The sequence below is a fragment of the Curtobacterium sp. JUb34 genome, from assembly GCF_003755065.1.
Classification (GTDB): Bacteria; Actinomycetota; Actinomycetes; order Actinomycetales; family Microbacteriaceae; genus Curtobacterium.
This window is the reverse complement of sequence record NZ_RJVH01000001.1, coordinates 950,042-969,351: the sequence shown is the minus strand read 5'-3', so window position 1 is coordinate 969,351 and position 19,310 is coordinate 950,042. Positions and strand designations below refer to the sequence as shown.

Sequence of the window (19,310 nt, the reverse complement as noted above, 5' to 3'; positions counted from 1 at the left end):
GGGGTCGTGGACGTTGCTCTCGTCGAGTCTAGGACCGCTCCAGCACGGGTGTTCAAACGCGCCCGACGGCCTGTGAACTCCCTGAGGCGCGGGTCGACACGCTGGTCCGGACGGAAGGCTCCACCATGACCAGCGAGACCGCGGCACGCCCGCACGACGGCACCGGCTCCAAGCTCCGGCAGGCCATCACCGGGCCGCTCCTGTACCTGTTCATCCTCGGCGACGTCCTCGGCGCCGGGATCTACGCGCTCATGGGCACCCTGTCGCAGGACGTGGGCGGGGCACTCTGGGCACCGCTCCTGCTCGCACTGCTGCTGGCCCTGCTCACGGCGGGCTCGTACGCGGAGCTCGTGACGAAGTACCCGAAGGCCGGCGGCGCCGCGGTGTTCGCGGAGCGCGCCTACAGGACGCCCATCGTGTCGTTCCTGGTCGGGTTCAGCATGCTCGCCGCGGGGGTCACGAGCGCCGCCGGTCTGTCGCTCGCCTTCGCCGGCGACTACCTCGGCACGTTCGTCGACCTGCCGCCGGTGCCGACCGCGATCGTGTTCCTCGCGCTGATCGCCTGCCTGAACGCCCGCGGCATCTCGGACTCGCTGCGGAGCAACGTCGTGATGACCGTCATCGAGGTGTCGGGGCTCGTCATCGTCATCGTGGTGGTCGCCGTGATGCTGGGCGGCGGTGGCGGCGACGTCTCCCGCATCGGTGCGTTCCCGGCCGAGGCGAACCCCGCCCTCGCGACGCTGAGCGCGGCGATCGTCGCCTACTACTCGTTCGTCGGCTTCGAGACCTCGGCGAACGTCGCGGAGGAGGTCCGCGAGCCGAGCCGGGTCTACCCCAAGGCCCTGTTCGGCGCCCTCGCCACCGCGGGCGTCGTCTACGTCCTGGTCGGCCTCGCCAGTTCGATCGCGTTGCCGGCGTCCGAGCTGTCGGACTCGACCGGCCCGCTCCTGGCCGTGGTGTCGGCCAGCGGGGTGCCGATCCCGGACTGGGTCTTCAGCCTCATCGCCCTGGTCGCCGTCGCCAACGGCGCCCTGCTCACGATGATCATGTCGAGCCGCGTCACCTACGGCATGGCGGAACAGCGGCTGTTGCCCGCGCTGCTGGCGAGGGTGCTGCCGAACCGGAAGACGCCGTGGACCGCGATCGTGGCGACCACCGTCGTCGCGATGCTCCTCACCCTGGTCGGCGACGTGGGCGTCCTGGCCGAGACCGTCGTGCTGCTGCTCTTCGTGTTCATCAGCACGAACGTCGCCGTCCTCGTGCTGCGCCGTGACCGCGTCGACCACGAGCACTTCCGCGTGTGGACGTTCGTCCCCGTGCTCGGCGTCGCCTCGTGCGTGCTGCTGTTGACGCAGCAGAGCGGGCAGGTCTGGCTGTACGCGGCGATCCTGCTCGCCGTCGGCGTGGTGCTGTACTTCGTCGCCCGGGTGACCGGGCGGCGCTCTGGACGCGACCACGAGGCGGGCGTCATCCGCTGACGCGAAGCACCACGGGCCTCCCGGTCAGCGCAGGCCGGGAGCCGGCGGCAGGTCGCGCGCCCACGCCTCGATCGCCGACGAGATCTGCTGGCGGGCGTCCTCGCGGCTGATGGTCGCCGTGCGGTCGCCCGGCTGGTCGCCGTACGCGCCGAAGTCGGCGTGGTTCGAACCCTGGACCTCGGTCATCGTCGCGGTCGACGGCAGCAGGTGTCGGGCCGCGTCGACCTTGTCGGGCGTCGAGAGCCCGTCACGTGAGCCCGAGACGCTCAGCACGTCGATGTACGACGTGCTGATGTCGTTCGCGCAGTAGCTGCCGAGCAGCAGCAGGCCGTCCGCGTCCTGCGCGAGCTGGCAGGCGCGCACCCCGCCCAGCGAGTGCCCGCCGACTGCCCACGTCGCGACGTCCGGCGCGTGCGCCTCGAAGGTGGAGAGCGGCCGGGTGTCGAAGAACGCGAGGTTCAGGGTCGGCTTCGTGATGACGACGGTCGTGCCGTTCGCGACCACCTGCCGGAAGGTCGCCATGTACGCGTACGGGTCGACCTTGGCGCCCGGGATGAACACGATGCCCTTGCCGTCGGCCTGCCCCGTCGGGGTCATCACGACGGAGTCACCGGCGTCCTGGACCGACACGCGGTCGTCGCGCCAGACCTGGAGCGCAGCGCTCCGGGTGCCCTGCATGACGATGTGCGCCCAGACGAGGAACACCACCACGACCACCAGCAGCACGGCGACGATCCACGCGGTCCACCGCAGTACTCGGTTCATGCGACCACCGTACGGCGCACCAAGACCGGCGGCGGTCGCTTCGTGAGCAGAAATGGTCGGGTGCGGGGTACGCACTCGACCATTTCTGCTCACCATCGCGACGCGGACGCCGCGGGGGCTACGCCGTGATGGCGGCGCGGATCTCGGCAGCTGCGGCGCCGACGTCCGACGCGCTGTAGATCGCGCTGCCGGCGACGGCGATGCGGGCACCGGCCTCCTGCACTGAGGCGACGGAGGACGCGTTCACGCCACCCGCGATCGAGAAGGGGACACCCGACTCCTTGCCGGCGTCGAGCAGCGTCGAGAACGTGAAGCCCTCCTCCGCCTGCTCGTCGAGCCCGGCGTGGACCTCGACGAACTCGGCACCGAGCGCGACGACCTCGCGGGCACGGGCGGCCTTGTCGGAGACGCCGATCAGGTCGACGACGATGCCCTTGCCGTGCTTCTTCGCGGCCTTGACGGCCCCGACGATGGTCGAGTCACCGGCGACACCGAGGACGGTGACCAGGTCGGCACCGGCCGAGAACGCGATGTCGGCCTCGAGCTCGCCGGCGTCCATGGTCTTGAGGTCGGCGAAGACGATCTTGTCCGGGTGCGCTTCCTTGATCGCGGTGACCGCGGACAGGCCGGCGCTCTTGATCAGGGGCGTGCCGAGCTCGAGGACGTCGACGTGCGGCGCGGCCGCGGCGGCGAGTTCGAGGGCGGCTTCGGTGGTCAGGGTGTCCATGGCGAACTGGAGCTGCATGTGGATGCCTTTCATTCGAGGTTGGCGTGTCGGGGCCAGAGGTCGTCGGCGGACTGCCCGCCGCGGGACCAGAGCGTGTGGAACAGGGCGTCGCCGACCAGCGCGACGGCCTGTTCGAAGAGGCTGCCGGCGTACTGGGCCGAGGCCGTGCCGGAGCGGTCGGTCTTCGTCGCTGCCGGCAGCACGAGGGTGACGTCGGCGACCTCGGACAACGGGGAGTTGTCGGTGGTCGACAGTGCGACGACGGACGCTCCGACGTCGTGCGCGGTGCGGGCCGCCTGCACGATGCCGCTGGTCGTGCCGGATCCGCTCGCGACGAGGAGCACGTCCCCGGGGCGGATCGCGGGCGTCGTGGTCTCGCCGACGACGTGGACGTCACGACCGAGGTGCATGAGACGCATCGCCGTCATGCGCAGTGCCAGGCCGGACCGGCCGGCGCCGTGCACGAAGACCCGGTGGCTCCGGTCGATCAGGTCGAGGGCGCGCTCAGCCGACGCGTCGTCGACGTTCGCTGCGAGGTCGGTGACCTCACGCACGATCACGTCGAACGCTGCAGGGAGGGTGGGTTCTGCCATGTCCACGAGCATGCCGTCACGCGGCCCGGTGCACCGCTACCCGCGTCGGCAGGCTCCCCACCCGATCGGGTGGCCCCGTCCGCACGGGTGGGACAGGTAGGTTCGGCTCCCATGGACGCATCGGGAACGGACCGGGAGGCCCGTGGCGGCTCCGCCAGTCGGCTCGCCGCCTCGGAACACGCCAGGACGGTCGCCGAGCAGGCGGACCGCCAGGCGCTCACCCTCGAGTCCGTGCTCGCCGTGCTCCGGTCACCGCGGGTGTCCGACGCCGCCGCGCGGGCCGAGGCCGTCGAGATCGCGTCAGCCGCGCTCGTCGACCTGCGCACCGAGACCGACCACCAGCGCAGCACCCTGCTCGAGCCGGTCACCGGAGCGTTCTCACGGCTGCGCGCCGACCTGCGCCCGCTCGTCCGGTTCGGTGACCTCGACGTGCAGTTCGTCGAACCGCCCACGACCGGCCGTGCGCTGCCCGGCGACGTCGCCCACGCCGCCCGGGCCATCGTCCGGACCGCCGTGCTCGCCCTGGTCGACGGCGGTGCGGCCAAGCGCGTCCGCATCCAGTGGGACTGCGACGGCCGGAACCTGCTCATGCAGCTCCGTGACGACGGGTCCGGCACGCTCGACGTGCACGACGACGCCATGCGGCCGATCGCGGAGCGCGTCGTCACCCTCGACGGCCGCGTCCAGGTGTCGAGCACACCCGACTGGGGCTCCGTGCTCGACATCTCGCTGCCCCTCGACCCGTCACCGACCGAGGTGGACTCGGTCGCGGACGACGACCTCACCCCGCGGGAGCGCGACGTGCTGCGGCTGCTCGCGACGGGCGTCGGCAACCGCGAGATCGCCGAGGGCCTGGGCATCAGCGTGAACACCGTGAAGTACCACGTGGCGAACCTGCTCCGGAAGCACGGTGCCCGCACCCGTGCCGAGCTCGCCGCCTTCAGTTCCCGGGCGTGATCCGCCGCGACCGTGACAGCGGGTACCGGCGGTCGAGCGAGGGTTCGACGACGGTCGCCATCAGGAACTGCGAGAGCAGTCTGCCGGCAGCCCAGTAGACGGGGATCACGAGGATCGCGATGCCGGTCCAGATCCCAGCGCCGATGAGGGCGATGGTGCCGAGCGTCACGACGATGCCCACGCCCGAGTACAGGTACTGCCACCCCCGAGTCGCCGAGTCACGCTGCACCTGCTGCAGCTCCGCACGCTCGTCGAGGCCGCGCACCCCGGGCTCGAGGGACTCTCGCTCCTCAGTGACGAACAGGTCGCGCACGGGCACTTCGAGTGCCGCGGCCACCGACGACAGCGACTCCAGGCTCGCGTCGTTGCCGCTCTCCATCCGCTGCACCGTCCGCACCGCGAGGCCGCTCGCCTCGGCCAGTCGTTCCTGGGTCCACCCGCGCAGTCGCCGGAGCTCCCCGATCCGCATCTCGTTCATGTCCCGAACACTAGGGTTCCGCGGAACGACGCACCACGACACGGACCCGACACCTGCACGACAGCGACCCGCCAGCCACCCGACAGCGGTCTCCCTGCCTTCGTCACTGCCCTCCCGGCGCGAAGCGGCGCTTAGACCGCAAACGACGGCGGGGCACTCCGTCTGCGGTCACGTCGTACCCCTGAGCGCCGTCGCGCGCAGTGCAGCATCCCATGCGAGATGCGCCCCGCGTCCCCCAAACGGAGGACACCGCTTCACAGGAGGCGATGGTTTAATGGGGTATCGCCCCACCGGGGTCATGCCCATCGCGGAGGACCTATGAACGATTACACCGGATTCAAACCCGTAGGCGAAGTTACCGCCGACGACCGCGCGCGCATCCCTGCCGGTAAAGCTGGCGTGCGCCGCGACGACAGGTACGCCGTCGCGGTGAACGAAGACGGATCGATCCTGTTGACACCTCTCGTCTCAGTGGCAAAACGAGAGTTACTCGTCTGGGAGGACGAGATGGTTCGGAACTCACTGGCGCGAGGACTCGCCCAGAGCGCCGCAGGTGAAACAGTCGACCTCGGTGACTTCTCCGAGTACCTCGAGGAGGACGAGGAGTGAGCTTCACGCTTCTATTCACACGCGAAGCCAAATCGAACCTAGACTCCCTTAGCGGGGCATCAGATTCTGTCCGATTGAAAAAGGTCAGGCGCGCATTAGCCCGACTGCAGCAAGATCCACGTTATCCTTCGCTCAATTCTCACAAGTACAGCTCACTCAAGGGCTCGGATGATGAAGAAGTGTGGGACTCCTACGTAGAGAACAACACGCCGTCCGCGTGGAGAGTCTTCTGGCATTACGGACCTGGCGCTGGCGTAATTACCATCGTGGCAATCACCCCGCACCCGTAAACGACCTTCCCCGACCTTATGAGCGCGATGAACAACGACACCAATTCTGAAAGCCAAATCCTGCTCGATGCTCTGGTGTCATACGCGGACGCATGCACTTTGCCGACGTTAACGCCGACTTGTCCGTTCTACGAGGAACGAGATGGAAAACCGACATGCGACGAACAATGTCGGGACATCGCTCAAGCACGCGGGGCCGAGCCGCGCAGAATTAGAGCCAAGAACCTTGGCGGGCTTGTCATGCTGGGGCGAGAAATACCAGTGCGAAGCATCGCTGGCCGAGAGGATTTCGATGCTGCAGAACTGCGGCTTCGGCACGAGCACGACGAGCCCTATCAGCAGCCAACGGCGTCCCTACTCGTGGGCCTCCGGGACACCATTTCAACGGGAGCGTATAAGGGAGCAACAAATACAGGAGAGGGGCTTGCCTACTGGGGCGAGCTTGAAAGACGAGAATTCCCAATCGAGCACGTTATGGCGGGCGGAATCTCGGACTCGATCGCCACCATTATCGCCCTGTCTGTAGCCACGCCTATCTTGTTCGCGAAGGAGCTCACCCCATTCGGTCGAGCTGCCGGAGCTCTCGAAGATACCTCTAATCCCCATCGGGAAGCATGGACCGCCGCTCTCCGAGCAGCAAACGAATCGGCGCGAAACCAGCCTTCATCACGGCTACATGGTTTCAAGCCGAGCGCTCGGTCGGTGCGCAGCATGCTGGGGCCACTGGTCGCGCGAGACATCTCTGACGAGCGCTTCGCGGAAGCTCTCGCAGAAGAACCGTTGCTCGCCTTCGCAACAGCCCCAGAAACCCTTAGGCGCATAAGCGCTTGGCTTGCACATTTGTTCGAAACCGATATCGAAGCCGCCCTCGCCACCAGCGCACCCGAGCACGCCAGTACCTTTGCAGCATTTCCGCTACGCCCGCGCGACGAAGTTGCGAAATGGCTTAGCGACCGCTTCTTGCTCACCGATTTGAACCATTGGTCTCCGACCTCTCTCACACTTGAATGGCGCTACTTGAGCGGGTTCCGCGATACCGACTGTCCCACAAGAGTACTTGCTGAGAGGGCACTGGACAGGTCAATTGTAGGAGAGCAGGCCCTAGCAAGCCTTGGTGATAAGCAGCCACGACGAATACCGCCTCAGGCGCTCAGTCCAGACCTCTTCGTGCAGCCGGCAACCGCTGCCCTCAATAGTAAACATTGGGACACTGCGGTTGGCATTTTTGAAGGTTTGACCCGCATGATACCGACGGATCATGACGCTTGGAACAACTTAGGGTTTTGCCAACTGGCTACAAATCCGCAGGAAGCTTTGTCGTCGTTGGAGCATGCCATGTCGCTCCGCCACGGGGACACAGTTGTGAGTGCGGCGAATAGGGCCCTGGCACTACACCTGCTTCACAGAGATGACGAGGCGCTCGTCGTCGCCGACCAGCACATCGACGCCGTAGAGTCAGCGCATCACACAGCCGTCATGTGGAAGCATCCATCGGAAGAAGTCAATACGTTACTCGACGATGTCGAGCCCGTTGCATACTTGCAGCAGCTTCGCGCTCACATCCTTGGGAAGGACTGTGAACAGTACCCCGTAAATGCGAACTAGGAGTCTCGAAGTTTCTCCTTTGGCGTCGGTGCGAAGCGGTAGCCCATGCCGGACTCCGTCACCAGGTACCGCGGGTGCGCTGGGTCGGGCTCGAGCTTCCGCCGCAGCTGCGCCATGTACAGCCGCAGGTACCCGGAGTCGTTGCCGTGCGTCGGCCCCCAGACCTCGGTCAGGAGCATCTCGCGGGTCATCAGGCGGTCGGGGTTCGTGACCAGGACCTCGAGCAGGCGCCACTCGGTGGGGGTCAGGCGGATCGCGGGGCCGCTCCCCGGCGTCACCTGCTTCGCGACGAGGTCCACGACGAGTTCCCCGATGCGGATCGTCGGCGCGCTGTCGACGCCGGCCGGTGCCCGTCGCCGCCCGAGGGCCCGCAACCGCGCCAGCAGTTCGTCCATCTGGAACGGCTTCGTCACGTAGTCGTCGGCGCCGGCGTCGAGTGCGTCGACCTTGTCGGACGAGTCCGTCCGTCCGGACAGGACGAGCACCGGGACCTGCGACCAGCCCCGGACACCCTCGAGGACACCGATGCCGTCGAGCCGGGGCATCCCGAGGTCGAGCAGCACCAGGTCGGGACGTTCGGTGATGACGGCGTCGATCGCAGCGCGGCCGTCCTTCGCCGTCACGACGTCGTACCCGCGGGCGGCGAGCGTCACGGAGAGCGCTCGGACGAGCTGTGCGTCGTCGTCGGCGATCAACACCTTCATCGGAGCTCCACTCCCACGTGCCCGGCGATCGGCAGCCGCACCACCACGGTGAGTCCACCGCCCGGGGTGTCGTCGACCTCGATCGTGCCGCCCATGCCCTCGGTGAACCCGCGAGCCAGGGCCAGGCCGAGCCCGAGGCCGGTCTCGTTGTCGGTGTCGCCCAGGCGTTGGAACGGCTGGAAGACCTCGTCGACCCGGTCGGACGGGATGCCCGGACCGTGGTCGGCGATCCGGAGCTCGACCCCGCCCCCGAAGGCGCTCGCCGCAACGCGGACGCGGGTGCCGTCCGGGGCGTACCGGACGGCGTTCGCGAGCACGTTCACGACGACCCGCTGCAGCAGGACCGGGTCCGCGAGGACCGGGGGCAGCTCCGCCGGCAGGTCGAGGTCGACGTCGTCCGGACCGAGTTCCAGCTCGTCGAGCGCCGGCGCGACCACCGTCTCGAGCGCGATCGATGCGGGGGTGACCGCGAGCACACCCGCCTGCACGCGGCTGACGTCCAACAGGTCCGCCAACAGCACCGCCAGCTGACCGAGGCTCTCGTCGGCGGTCGCGAGCAGCGCCTCCCGGTCGGCCCGTGACAGGTCGACGTCCAACGCACGCAACGACTGGACGGCGGCTGAGGCGGCCGCGATCGGCCGACGCACGTCGTGGCCGACGGCCGCGAGCAGGGCGCTGCGGACCCGGTCGGCGGCGGCGATGCGTTCAGCGCCGACGGCCGTGCGGGTCAGCTCGCGGTGCTCGACGGCGGCGTCGAGCTGTTGCTCGACGACCCGCAGCAGCCGGCGCTGGGTCGGGTCGTCGGGCGCCCCCGCGAACTCGAGCACGGCCCCGGACGCCAGCGTCGTGGACGCGTCCGGCGTCGCGCCGAACTCGCCGGAGGTGGCCGGTACCTCGTCGCCCTGGCGGATCCGGACGCCGGCGAAGCCGAAGGCCTCACGGGTGCGGTCGAGCAGTGCCTGCAGGGCGTCGTCGCCGCGGAGCACGCTGCCGGCGATGCCCATCAGGAGCCCGGACTCGGCCGAGGCGCGGCGGGCGGCACGCGATCGACGCGCGGACCGGTCGACCACGAAGCTGACGAGCACCGCACTGATCACGTACATGACCAGGGCGAACAGGTGCCACGGCTGCTGGACGGTGACCATGTAGAGGGGTTGCACGAAGAAGTAGTCGAGGCTCAGCCCGGACAGCACGGCCGCGAACACCGCCGGCCACATCCCGCCCACGAGCGCCACGACGAGCACGAGCAGCTGGTACGCCAGCACGTCGACGGTGATGGCGTCGGGGTCGCTGCCGATCGACAGCGCCCAGGTGAGCAGGGGTCCGACCAGGACCGACAGCACGAAGGCGGCGATGACCCGCCCGCGCGACAGGCTGCCACCGAGCTTCGGCAGGGTGATCCCGCCGCCGGCACGCTCGTGGGTGACGACGTGCACGTCGATGTCGCCGGACTCCCGGATCACGGTGTTGCCGATCCCCGGACCGGTCAGTGCCGCGGCGAGCCGACTGCGTCGGCTGACGCCGATGACGATCTGGGTCGCGTCGATCGACCGCGCGAACCGCACGAGGGTCGACGGCACGTCGTCGCCGACGACCTGGTGGTACGTGCCGCCGAGCTGCTCGAGCAGGGTCCGCTGCTTGCCGAGCGCCCCCGGGTGGCGCACGCGCAGACCGTCGTTCGTCGTCACGTGCACGGCCGCGAGTTCGCCCCCGGCACTGCGGGCGGCGATACGGGCACCGCGACGGAGCAGGGTCTCGCCCTCGGGCCCGCCGGTCAGGGCGACCAGCACCCGTTCCCGGGTCTCCCAGCGGTGCTCGATGCCGTGTTCGGCGCGGTAGGCCTTGAGCGCGTCGTCGACCTCGTCCGCCAGCCAGAGCAGCGCGATCTCGCGCAGTGCCGTCAGGTTGCCGAGCCGGAAGTAGTTCGACAGCGCCGCATCGATCCGGGCAGCCGGGTACACGAGTCCGTCGGACAGCCGCTCGCGCAGGGCAGCCGGGGCCAGGTCGACGACCTCGATCTGGTCGGCCGCGCGCACCACGGCGTCGGGGACGGTCTCGCGCTGCACGGTGCCGGTGATCTCCCGCACCACGTCGCCGAGGGACTGCATGTGCTGCACGTTCACCGTCGAGATGACGTCGATGCCGGCGTCACGCAGGGCCTCGACGTCCTGCCAGCGCTTCTCGTTCGCACTGCCGGGGGCGTTCGTGTGCGCGAGTTCGTCCACGAGTGCGACCTCGGGCGCCCGGGTGATGACGGCGTCGAGGTCGAGGTCGTCGAGCTCCACACCACGGTGCGCGACCGAGCGGCGGGGCACCACTTCGAGTCCGGTGACGAGGGCGGCGGTGGCGGCGCGCTCGTGCGTCTCGACGACGGCGACGACGACGTCACGGCCCTCGTCGAGCAGCCGGCGGCCCTCTTCGAGCATGGTGAACGTCTTGCCGACGCCCGGTGCGGCACCGAGCAGGACCCGCAGCTTGCCGCGCTTCACGTGCTCATCCTCTCGCGTCCGCTGTTGCGGGGCAGCCGGTCGACTGATATTCTCCTCGTAACCGTTCCCACCAAGGCTCGAGCCTCGGCTTCCTCAAATCGGGTGGGACTGTCCCGTCCCGCGTCCGTCTCGGACGCGGGACGGAGTTCTTCACCGCTCACGTTCGTTCCCCACGCTGTAGTTGCTGCCGGCTTGCCCGAGATCATCAGTTCCCTCGATCTCGGAGCCTCTCGATGCAGGACGCCTCGGCCGCAATCTCGCGCTACCGCGCAGCGCAGTTCCGCCAAGCACTGCGCGAACGAGGTCTCGACCCTTCCGACGCCTCGGTCCGGAGAGTGCACGATTTCGACAGTGCGCTCCGCTCCGTCACCCTCGGTCTGTCCGAGCGCATCGAGCTCGCCCTGCGTGGCCATCTGGACGCACTGGGCGCAGCTCGATTCGGATCGCACTGGTACCTCGACCGTCGGGCGTTCCGTGACACGTTCGATCACCGCGCGCTCCTCCGACATGCTCGGGCGGCGCTCGACCGAACGGCAGATCCCGCCATCCGTTCGGCGTGGCAGGAGCGGCGCTTCGAACGGGTGCCGTTCGGGATGCTCGCCGAGGAGCTCAGCCTCGGTGAACTGTCCCGCCTCACCTGCGGGTTGGAACCCGCCGCTCGGGACGAGATGGCGGAAGCATTCCGCTTGCCCCCTGCGACGCTCCGTCCGTGCCTGCACCACATCACACACGTCCGGAACTGCTGCGCCCACCACACGCGACTCTGGGGCCGCAGCTTCCGGATCCCGCCGCCGACCTTCCGCTCCCCCGCGGACCTGGTCGCTCGACTCGAGGGGCTGCCGAAGCGCGCGCCGGTGCACTCCCTCGAACTGCTCGCACACCTCGCCGAGACCGTCGGGCAGTGCGACCGTCACGCCGATGCCGTTCGACGGTTGATCGACGAGCACGACGATCTGATCGACGGCATCGGCGGACGGCCGAGCTGGGCGGCGAGGTGACCGCACGGTCAGGACAGCTTCGCCAGCGCCAGGTTCAGCGACAACACGTTCACGACGGGCTCACCGAGGAACCCGAGCTGCCGCGACTCGGTGTGCTCGGCCACGAGCGCCCGCACGTCAGCAACCGACAGGCCGCGCGCCGAGGCCACCCGCGCGACCTGCTGCGACGCGTACGCCGGGCTGATGTCCGGGTCGAGCCCCGAGCCCGACGCCGTGACCGCGTCCGCCGGCACCTGCGCGGCGGGGACCCCGTCGGCCTTCGCCATCGCCGCACGACGCTCCTCGACGGCCTTGAGCAGGTCGGCGTTGTTCGGCCCGAGGTTCGAGCCGGACGAGGCCCCGGCGTCGTACCCGTCCTCGCCGGCGGCGGACGGCCGCGACTGGAACCATCGATCGGCCTGCTTGCCGGTGAACGACTGCCCGATCAACGAGGAACCGACGGCCGTGCCGGACGAGTCCGTGACCATCGAGCCGTTGGCCTGGGCGTGGAACGCCGCCTGGCCGACCCCCCAGACGGCGAGCGGGTAGCCGACGCCGAGCACGACGGTGGCGAGCAGGGTGAGGCGGACCGCCACACCGGCGGAACGGACGGTGGAACGTGCAGATGCCATGACTAGAACCCCGGGATGAGACCGACCACGAGGTCGATCAGTTTGATGCCGATGAAGGGGACGACCACGCCGCCGAGCCCGTAGACGAGCAGGTTGCGGCCGAGGATCGACGACGCTGCTGCCGCGCGGTACTTGACGCCACGCAGGGACAGCGGGATGAGCGCCACGATGACCAGCGCGTTGAAGACGACCGCCGACAGGATCGCGGACGACGGGCTGTGCAGCCCCATGATGTTGAGCGCCGCGAGCCCCGGGAACGCCGCCTGGAACATCGCCGGGATGATCGCGAAGTACTTCGCGACGTCGTTGGCGATGGAGAAGGTGGTCAGGGCCCCGCGGGTGATGAGCAGCTGCTTGCCGATGCGGACGACGTCGATGAGCTTGGTCGGGTCGGAGTCGAGGTCGACCATGTTGCCCGCCTCCTTCGCCGCCGTCGTGCCGGTGTTCATCGCGACGCCGACGTCCGCCTGCGCCAGGGCCGGGGCGTCGTTGGTGCCGTCACCGGTCATGGCGACGAGGTTGCCGCCCTCCTGCTCGCGCTTGATGTAGGCGAGCTTGTCCTCCGGGGTGGCCTCGGCGAGGAAGTCGTCGACGCCGGCCTCGTGCGCGATCGCGGCCGCGGTGCGGGGGTTGTCGCCGGTGATCATCACCGTGCGGATGCCCATCGACCGGAGCTCGGCGAACCGTGCGGCCATGCCGTCCTTGACGACGTCCTTCAGGTGCACGACGCCGAGCAGGGCGACGGCGCCGTCCGAGGATCGGCGGCCGACGACGAGCGGCGTCCCGCCCTGGTCGGAGATCTCGGCCACGGTCGAGTCGATCGCGGCCACCAGACCCGCGTCGGGGGTGTCCGCCCAGGCCAGTACGGCAGCAGCGGCCCCCTTCCGGATCTGCGATCCGTCCGGCAGGTCCAGACCGGACATGCGCGTCTGCGCGGTGAACGGCACCTCGACGGCGCCGTCGGGCACTGCCGGCGTCACCCCGGCGTCGGCAGCGAGCGACACGATCGAGCGACCTTCTGGCGTCCCGTCGGCGGCGCTCGACAGCGCGGCTGCCTCCATCAGCGAGGTCTCGCTCACGCCCGGCACCGGCACGACGCGTGACGCCCGACGGTTGCCGTACGTGATCGTCCCGGTCTTGTCGAGCAGCAGGGTGGTGATGTCTCCGGCGGCCTCGACCGCGCGGCCGGACATCGCGAGCACGTTGTGCTGCACGAGCCGGTCCATGCCGGCGATGCCGATCGCGGAGAGCAGGGCCCCGATGGTGGTCGGGATGAGGCAGACGAGCAGGGCGATGAGCACCGGCACGCTGACCGTCGCACCGACGAGTCCCGCGATGGGCTGCATCGTCAGGCAGACGATCACGAAGACGATCGACAACGAGGCGAGCAGGATGTTCAGCGCGATCTCGTTCGGCGTCTTCTGCCGTGCCGCGCCCTCGACCAGGCGGATCATCCGGTCGATGAAGGTCTCGCCCGGGGTCGAGGTGATGCGCACGATGATCCGGTCCGACAGCACGCGGGTGCCACCGGTGACGGCACTGCGGTCGCCACCGGACTCGCGGATGACCGGTGCGGATTCACCCGTGACGGCCGACTCGTCGACGGACGCGATGCCGTCGATGACGTCGCCGTCGCCCGGGATCACCTCGCCGGCGACCACGACCACCACGTCGCCCTTGGCCAGGTCGACCGATGCCACCTCCTCGGTCTCGTTGCCGACCGCTGCAGCGTCGGCCTGGTCGTAGCCGAGCACCCGGCGGGCGCTCGTGGTCGAGCGGGTCTTCCGCAGGGTGTCGGCCTGCGCCTTGCCCCGCCCCTCGGCGACCGACTCCGCCAGGTTCGCGAAGACGACGGTGAGCCAGAGCCACACCGCGATCGCGATGGTGAACGCGGACGGCTCGACGACGGCGGCGGCCGTCGTCAGCGCTGCGCCGACCTCGACGATGAACATGACGGGGTTCCGCCACATGAGTCGCGGATCGAGTTTCCGCAGGGCGCCCGGGAGGCCCGCCACCAGTTGACGGGGTCCGAATGCGGACGAGCGGGTGGCCGGCTCCACTGCGGTGCGCGGTTCCGGCTCGGTGGTCACGGTCATGACAGTCCTTCTGCGAGCGGGCCCAGTGCGAGCACCGGGAAGTAGGTGAGAGCGGTGACGATGACGGCGACGCCGCCGAGCAGCCCGATGAACAGCGGGCGGTGGGTGGGCAGCGTGCCGGCGGTCTCCGGCACTCGGTCCTGGGCGGCGAGGGACCCGGCGAGCGCCAGGACGAACACCATCGGCACGAAGCGGCCGAGCAGCATCACGACGCCGAGCGAGGAGTTCATCCACGTGGTGTTCGCGGTGAGTCCGCCGAAGGCCGAACCGTTGTTGTTCGCGCCCGAGGTGAATGCGTAGAGCAGCTCGGACAGCCCGTGGTTGCCGGGGTTGAAGATCGACGTGCCGAGCACCTGCTCGCGGACGCCGGGGATGACCAGGGACAGCCCGGTGGCGAGGAGCACCAGGGTCGGCGTCACCAGGATGTACAGCGCCGCGAAGGTCATCTCCTTGGCGCGGATCTTCTTGCCGAGGTACTCCGGCGTCCGGCCGACGAGCAGGCCGCCGATGAACACCGTGATGACGGCGAGCACGAGCATGCCGTACAGGCCGGAGCCGACACCGCCCGGGGTGACCTCGCCGAGCATCATGTTCAGCATCGCCATCATCCCGCCGATCGGGGTGAAGCTGTCGAACATGCCGTTCACCGCACCGGTCGAGGTCGCGGTCGACGTCGTGCCGAACAGGGTGGTGCCGAGGATCCCGAACCGGGTCTCCTTGCCCTCCATCGCCGCTCCGGCCGCGTGCGTCGCGAGTCCGCCGCCGCCGAGCTCGGCGATCGACATCACCGAAAGGGACACGAGGAAGATCGCGCCCATCACGGCGAGGATCGCGTAGCCCTGGCGGTCGTCACCGACGAGCCGTCCGAACGTGCGGGGCAGCGAGAACGGGATGACGAGCATCAGGAAGACCTCGACCAGGTTCGTCCACGCCTGCGGGTTCTCGAACGGGTGCGCCGAGTTGGCGTTGAAGTAGCCACCGCCGTTCGTGCCGAGTTCCTTGATCGCCTCCTGCGACGCGACGAACCCGTCGGGGATGTGCTGCGTGCCACCGATGAGCGTGGTGACGTCGGTGCCGCTCCCCCACGACTGGATGACACCGCCGGCGACGAGCACGATCGCGAACACGAACGCACCGGGCAGCAGCAGGCGACCGACACCGCGTACGACGTCCACCCACACGTTGCCGAGGGTGCCGGACTTGCGGCGGGCGAACCCGCGCACCAGGGCGACGGCGACGGCGAGGCCGACGGCGGCGGACAGGAAGTTCTGCACCGCGAGGCCGGCCATCTGCACGCTGTACCCGACGGTCACCTCGGGTGAGTACGACTGCCAGTTCGTGTTCGCGACGAACGACGCCGCGGTGTTGAACGCGAGCGACGGGCCCACGGCCGGCAGGCCGAGGTCGCCGGGCAGCACGACCTGGACGCGCTGCAGCAGGTAGACGAGCAGGAGCCCGACGACGCTGAAGAGCAGGACGCCGCGCAGGTACACGGGCCACGACTGTTCGGCGTCCGGGTCGACCCCGATCAGCCGGTAGACCCCGCGCTCGACGCGGTTGTGCCGGACGGGTGTGAAGACCTTCGCCATCCAGTCGCCGAGCGGGCGGTAGGCGACGACGAGCAGCAGGACGAGCGTGGCGACCTGGGCGATGCCCGCCCAGACGTCAGCGGCGCCCACGCCCACGGCGCCCACTAGAACCGCTCCGGACGCACGAGCGCCCAGACGAGGTACACGACTGCGGCGATGCCGAGGACGGCGGCCGCGATGGTGATGCCGATCACAGCCGTTCCACCCCCTTGGCGATCAGTGCCACCACGCCGAACACGGCGAGGACACCGGCGACGACGAACACGTCGAACACGAGGGACTCCAGAAGGTCTGCGGTGTCCGCGCCGGGCGACGCGGACGGCACCACGTGCGGTGCCGAGACCGATGCTGGGTCCTGCACCGGGCCTCCCGGTCGCTCCTAACGGTTTCCTCACGCCGCCCTGGCGGACGCATGCGCCCCGCTAACGCGCGCTCGCCGCCCGGAGTCGAGCTGCCGACGCGACGGTGGCGTCACGGAGGTCGTCCGGACCCTCGACGACGAAGTCGACCGCGAACCCCGCGAACGCTCCGGCGAGCCCCGGCCAGGACCACGAACCGAGCGTGACCCGACTCCGCTCGTCGGGCAGGGACTCGACGACGGCGTCCTCGGGCAGGTACGGCGTGACGGTCCGGGCGTCGGCGGCCGTCATCGTCACCGAGCCGGTGCACGGCCACACGTCTGCCTGCGCCGATCCCTTGAACCGCGCCGACACGAAGGCCACGGGGTCGCCGCCGGGGACGGGTCGCGGCGTGAACGGGACCCGGGTGCGCATCCGCGGGGTGATCCGGTCGATGCGGTGCGTGCGCCAGTCGCCGCGGTCGAGGTCCCAGTCGAGCAGGTACCAGCGGCCGTTCCGCGCGACGACCGCGTGCGGTTCGACGCGGCGGGGTGGGCGCAGGTCGTCGTCGCCCGCGTACGTGAAGCGGAGGACCTCGTGCAGGTGCACCGCCTCGCTCACGGCGACGAGCACGTCCGGGTCGGTGCGGGTCCGGCCGGACGTCGTCACGGCCTGCACCGCGTCGACCCGCGACCGGAGCCGCGCGGGCATGACCTGCCGGACCGTCGCGAGCGCTCGGGCGGCTGACTCCGCGATGTCCGCTCCGGAGGCGGGTGCGACGGCGAGCGCCAGGGCGATCGCCACGGCCTGGTCGTCGTCGAACAACAGCGGCGGCAGGTCGGAGCCCGCTGCGAGCCGGTACCCGCCGGCGGGACCGCGCAGCGCTTCGACCCGGTACCCGAGCTCGCGGAGGCGGTCGACGTCGCGGCGGACCGTGCGGGGGCTGACCTCGAGACGGCCGGCGAGCTCGTCGCCCGGCCAGTCGCGGTGCACCTGCAACAACGAGAGCAGCGCGAGCATGCGCGAGGAGGGTCCGGCCATGTCGATCATCCTCGTCGAAGAAGCGGACATGATCTGACCGCATTGCCGGTCATCCTCGTTCCATGAGCATCGAAACGACGACCCACCTCAACTTCGACGGCAACGCCCGCGAGGCCCTCGACTTCTACGCATCGGTCTTCGGCGGCGAGGTCACCGCCGCCACCTACGGGCAGATGGGCGCCCTCGACGATCCCGCCTGGGCCGACCGGGTCGTCTTCGGCCAGGTCGCCACCGACGCCGGGTTCCGGGTCATGGCCTTCGACGTCTGGCCCGGGCAGCCCTACGACCAGGGATCGAACGCCTTCTACGTGTTCGTGCACGGGGACGACGCCGCCGAGATCGAGCGGTACTGGGCCGTGCTGTCCGAGGGCGCCGAGATCCGGCAGCCGCTCGCCCCTTCGGCCTGGGCGCCACTCGCGGGGCAGCTCCGCGACCGGTTCGGCGTGGTCTGGCAGCTCGACGTCGCGGCGCCGACCGAGTGACTCGGCGGTGCGGCCGGGACAGCCCCGGCCGCACCGACGCTCGGAAGATTGTGAACCGCTTCCACACGGAAACCGGCCGCCGGTAGCGTGCTGGCATGCCCGAGTTCCGTCCGATGCCCGGCTACGAGCTCGGGGACGGATGGGTGGCCGCACGCCGACGCCGCTCCCGGCTCGGCCGCGTGTGGCGCTGGATCGGGCCACCGGTCGCACTCGTCGCCGTCGTCGCTGCCGCGCTGCTGTTCCACTGGTACGCCGGCGTGGCCGACCAGGTCGAGTGGGAGTGCGCCGTGTCCACCTGCGGGACGAACGACCCGCGGTCCTTCGCGCCAGAGGGGTGCTGGGCGCTCCTGGCACTGGCTGCGCTCGGCATCGGACGGCTGCCGGGGCGCTGGTGGTGGCGAGCCGGACTGCTGCTGGCGTTCGCTCTCGTCGCCGCCTGGTCGATCGACTGGTGGCGGATGCCCGGGATCGACCTCGGCCTGTTCGTGACGCCGATCGGAGCCGGGGGCGTCGGCGCCGTGCTGCTGCTCGCCCGGATCGGGATCGCGGTCGACCGTGCGCGCGGGCGGGCCCACACCGCGCGCCGGCGGGCCGAACAGGGCAGTCCGCGGGACGTGGCCGAGCGCTGACCCGGTCGGAGGATCAGTCCGCGCGGCTCCACGTACTCACCGTCACGGCCGCGGTCACGCTCGTCGGCGCGAACACCTGCTCGGGGTCGACGTGGTGGTGGCTCGGCCCCATGTGCACGACGTCCTGGACGTCCTCGGCGGACAGGTCCATCGTCCACGTCAGGTCCTCGGAGGACCGCAGCAGGAACGACGGCGTGAGCGAGTCGTGCAGCCTCCGCTCCTTCTCGGGATCCACCGTGATGGTCGCCTCGGCCAGCTCCGCCAGGTGTCCGGTGCGCGGGGTCACCACCACGAGGAGGCCCTCGGGGTGCAGCACCCGCGCGTACTCCGTCTGGTTGCGCGGCGCGAAGACGTCCAGCACGACCGCGGCAGCGCCGTCGACGACCGGGAGGCGCTCGGTCACGTCCCCGACGACGGCTCCGGCACGTTCGTGGACGCGGGCCGCCCGTCGGATCGCGATCGCCGACAGGTCCAACGCGACCCCGAGCCTCCCGTCCGCCGCGCGCAGCGCATGCGCCAGGTACGTCCCCGGACCGGAGCCGACGTCGAGCACGATGCCGGGCGCCGTCGCCTCGGCGACGACCGCGGCGAGCGCCCGCTCGACAGGCGCGTAGTGGCCCCGCCCCAGGAACCGCAGCCGGGCCTCGACCATCTCCGGGGTGTCCGCGGTGAGCGCCCGACGCTTCGCCGCCAGGAGCGTCAGGTGGCCCTGCTTCGCCTCGTCGAACCGGTGCCCGGTCACGCAGCCGACCTGGCCGCCGTCGACCCGGCCGAGCGGCTCGGCGCACACGGGGCAGGCGAGCATCGGCAGCAGGTCGTCACGCACCGGCC

At 69.9% G+C, this 19,310-nt stretch carries 20 protein-coding genes; 7 read left to right on the top strand and 13 right to left on the bottom strand.

All coding sequences use genetic code 11. From position 1 onward, the window contains the following. Nucleotides 1–125 precede the first annotated feature (125 nt). Nucleotides 126–1,478 carry an APC family permease gene (locus EDF63_RS04700; RefSeq protein ID WP_123311611.1) on the top strand — a complete coding sequence of 451 codons (1,353 nt, stop codon included), beginning with the start codon at nt 126–128 and terminating at the stop codon, nt 1,476–1,478. Nucleotides 1,479–1,502: 24 nt separating this feature from the next. Here the strand turns inward: EDF63_RS04700 and EDF63_RS04695 are convergent, their stop codons facing one another. The 3 genes from EDF63_RS04695 to hxlB all read right to left on the bottom strand — a co-directional run bounded on the left by EDF63_RS04695 (nt 1,503) and on the right by hxlB (nt 3,563). Next, nucleotides 1,503–2,243 (bottom strand): alpha/beta hydrolase, encoded by a 741-nt coding sequence (locus EDF63_RS04695; protein WP_123311609.1) that lies wholly within the window; start codon nt 2,241–2,243, stop codon nt 1,503–1,505. 118 nt (nt 2,244–2,361) lie between these two features. Continuing rightward, a complete protein-coding gene (gene hxlA, locus EDF63_RS04690) occupies nt 2,362–2,988 on the bottom strand; it encodes a 3-hexulose-6-phosphate synthase (protein ID WP_111083537.1) in 627 nt (208 codons plus the stop codon). A gap of 11 nt (nt 2,989–2,999) precedes the next feature. Beyond that, the gene (hxlB, locus tag EDF63_RS04685; RefSeq protein ID WP_123312215.1) at nt 3,000–3,563 is read right to left on the bottom strand and encodes a 6-phospho-3-hexuloisomerase; all 564 of its coding nucleotides are present in this window, start codon (nt 3,561–3,563) and stop codon (nt 3,000–3,002) included. Nucleotides 3,564–3,674: 111 nt separating this feature from the next. On the opposite strand from hxlB, the gene EDF63_RS04680 reads away from it, so the two are divergent. Continuing rightward, entirely contained in the window at nt 3,675–4,520 is an 846-nt protein-coding gene (locus tag EDF63_RS04680; protein ID WP_123311607.1) for a LuxR C-terminal-related transcriptional regulator, read from the top strand. Here EDF63_RS04680 and EDF63_RS04675 read toward each other — a convergent pair. Then, the gene (locus tag EDF63_RS04675; protein ID WP_123311605.1) at nt 4,504–4,998 is read right to left on the bottom strand and encodes a helix-turn-helix domain-containing protein; all 495 of its coding nucleotides are present in this window, start codon (nt 4,996–4,998) and stop codon (nt 4,504–4,506) included. The genes EDF63_RS04680 and EDF63_RS04675 overlap by 17 nt on opposite strands. 318 nt (nt 4,999–5,316) lie before the next feature. Here EDF63_RS04675 and EDF63_RS04670 point away from each other — a divergent pair, with 318 nt between their 5' ends. Together EDF63_RS04670 and EDF63_RS18385 are read left to right on the top strand one after the other, a co-directional pair. Beyond that, nucleotides 5,317–5,607, top strand: a complete 291-nt coding sequence (locus tag EDF63_RS04670) for a hypothetical protein (protein ID WP_123311603.1) — start codon at nt 5,317–5,319, stop codon at nt 5,605–5,607. A 317-nt stretch (nt 5,608–5,924) separates the two neighbouring features. After that, on the top strand, nt 5,925–7,502 hold the full coding sequence (locus tag EDF63_RS18385) for a tetratricopeptide repeat protein (protein ID WP_148061725.1): 1,578 nt from the start codon (nt 5,925–5,927) through the stop codon (nt 7,500–7,502). On the opposite strand, the gene EDF63_RS04655 is transcribed toward EDF63_RS18385, so the two are convergent. Then, a complete protein-coding gene (locus EDF63_RS04655) occupies nt 7,499–8,206 on the bottom strand; it encodes a response regulator (RefSeq protein WP_123311597.1) in 708 nt (235 codons plus the stop codon). The genes EDF63_RS18385 and EDF63_RS04655 overlap by 4 nt on opposite strands. Next, entirely contained in the window at nt 8,203–10,695 is a 2,493-nt protein-coding gene (locus EDF63_RS04650; protein ID WP_123311595.1) for an ATP-binding protein, read from the bottom strand. Before EDF63_RS04650 ends, EDF63_RS04655 begins: the two co-directional genes overlap by 4 nt. Before the next feature lie 233 nt (nt 10,696–10,928). On the opposite strand from EDF63_RS04650, the gene EDF63_RS04645 reads away from it, so the two are divergent. Beyond that, nucleotides 10,929–11,693, top strand: a complete 765-nt coding sequence (locus EDF63_RS04645; protein WP_123311593.1) for an Abi family protein — start codon at nt 10,929–10,931, stop codon at nt 11,691–11,693. Nucleotides 11,694–11,701: 8 nt separating this feature from the next. Here the strand turns inward: EDF63_RS04645 and kdpC are convergent, their stop codons facing one another. The 6 genes from kdpC to EDF63_RS04620 all read right to left on the bottom strand — a co-directional run bounded on the left by kdpC (nt 11,702) and on the right by EDF63_RS04620 (nt 17,368). Next, nucleotides 11,702–12,304 (bottom strand): K(+)-transporting ATPase subunit C, encoded by a 603-nt coding sequence (gene kdpC / locus EDF63_RS04640; RefSeq protein WP_123311591.1) that lies wholly within the window; start codon nt 12,302–12,304, stop codon nt 11,702–11,704. Nucleotides 12,305–12,306: 2 nt separating this feature from the next. Next, nucleotides 12,307–14,400, bottom strand: a complete 2,094-nt coding sequence (gene kdpB / locus EDF63_RS04635; protein ID WP_123311589.1) for a potassium-transporting ATPase subunit KdpB — start codon at nt 14,398–14,400, stop codon at nt 12,307–12,309. Next, on the bottom strand, nt 14,397–16,079 hold the full coding sequence (gene kdpA / locus EDF63_RS04630) for a potassium-transporting ATPase subunit KdpA (RefSeq protein ID WP_185021288.1): 1,683 nt from the start codon (nt 16,077–16,079) through the stop codon (nt 14,397–14,399). Before kdpA ends, kdpB begins: the two co-directional genes overlap by 4 nt. 14 nt (nt 16,080–16,093) lie before the next feature. Continuing rightward, nucleotides 16,094–16,183 (bottom strand): potassium-transporting ATPase subunit F, encoded by a 90-nt coding sequence (locus tag EDF63_RS04625; RefSeq protein WP_017887940.1) that lies wholly within the window; start codon nt 16,181–16,183, stop codon nt 16,094–16,096. After that, nucleotides 16,180–16,350, bottom strand: a complete 171-nt coding sequence (locus tag EDF63_RS18610) for a hypothetical protein (protein WP_181437361.1) — start codon at nt 16,348–16,350, stop codon at nt 16,180–16,182. Before EDF63_RS18610 ends, EDF63_RS04625 begins: the two co-directional genes overlap by 4 nt. Before the next feature lie 61 nt (nt 16,351–16,411). Then, nucleotides 16,412–17,368, bottom strand: coding sequence for a YafY family protein (locus EDF63_RS04620; protein ID WP_123312213.1), 957 nt, complete (start codon nt 17,366–17,368; stop codon nt 16,412–16,414). A 62-nt stretch (nt 17,369–17,430) separates the two neighbouring features. Here EDF63_RS04620 and EDF63_RS04615 point away from each other — a divergent pair, with 62 nt between their 5' ends. Together EDF63_RS04615 and EDF63_RS04610 are read left to right on the top strand one after the other, a co-directional pair. Continuing rightward, a complete protein-coding gene (locus EDF63_RS04615) occupies nt 17,431–17,850 on the top strand; it encodes a VOC family protein (RefSeq protein ID WP_123311587.1) in 420 nt (139 codons plus the stop codon). 95 nt (nt 17,851–17,945) lie between these two features. Continuing rightward, nucleotides 17,946–18,479: a hypothetical protein gene (locus tag EDF63_RS04610; RefSeq protein WP_123311585.1), complete on the top strand. Its 534-nt coding sequence runs from the start codon at nt 17,946–17,948 to the stop codon at nt 18,477–18,479. Between the two features lie 13 nt (nt 18,480–18,492). Here the strand turns inward: EDF63_RS04610 and EDF63_RS04605 are convergent, their stop codons facing one another. Beyond that, the gene (locus EDF63_RS04605) at nt 18,493–19,305 is read right to left on the bottom strand and encodes a putative RNA methyltransferase (RefSeq protein ID WP_123311583.1); all 813 of its coding nucleotides are present in this window, start codon (nt 19,303–19,305) and stop codon (nt 18,493–18,495) included. Nucleotides 19,306–19,310 lie beyond the last annotated feature (5 nt).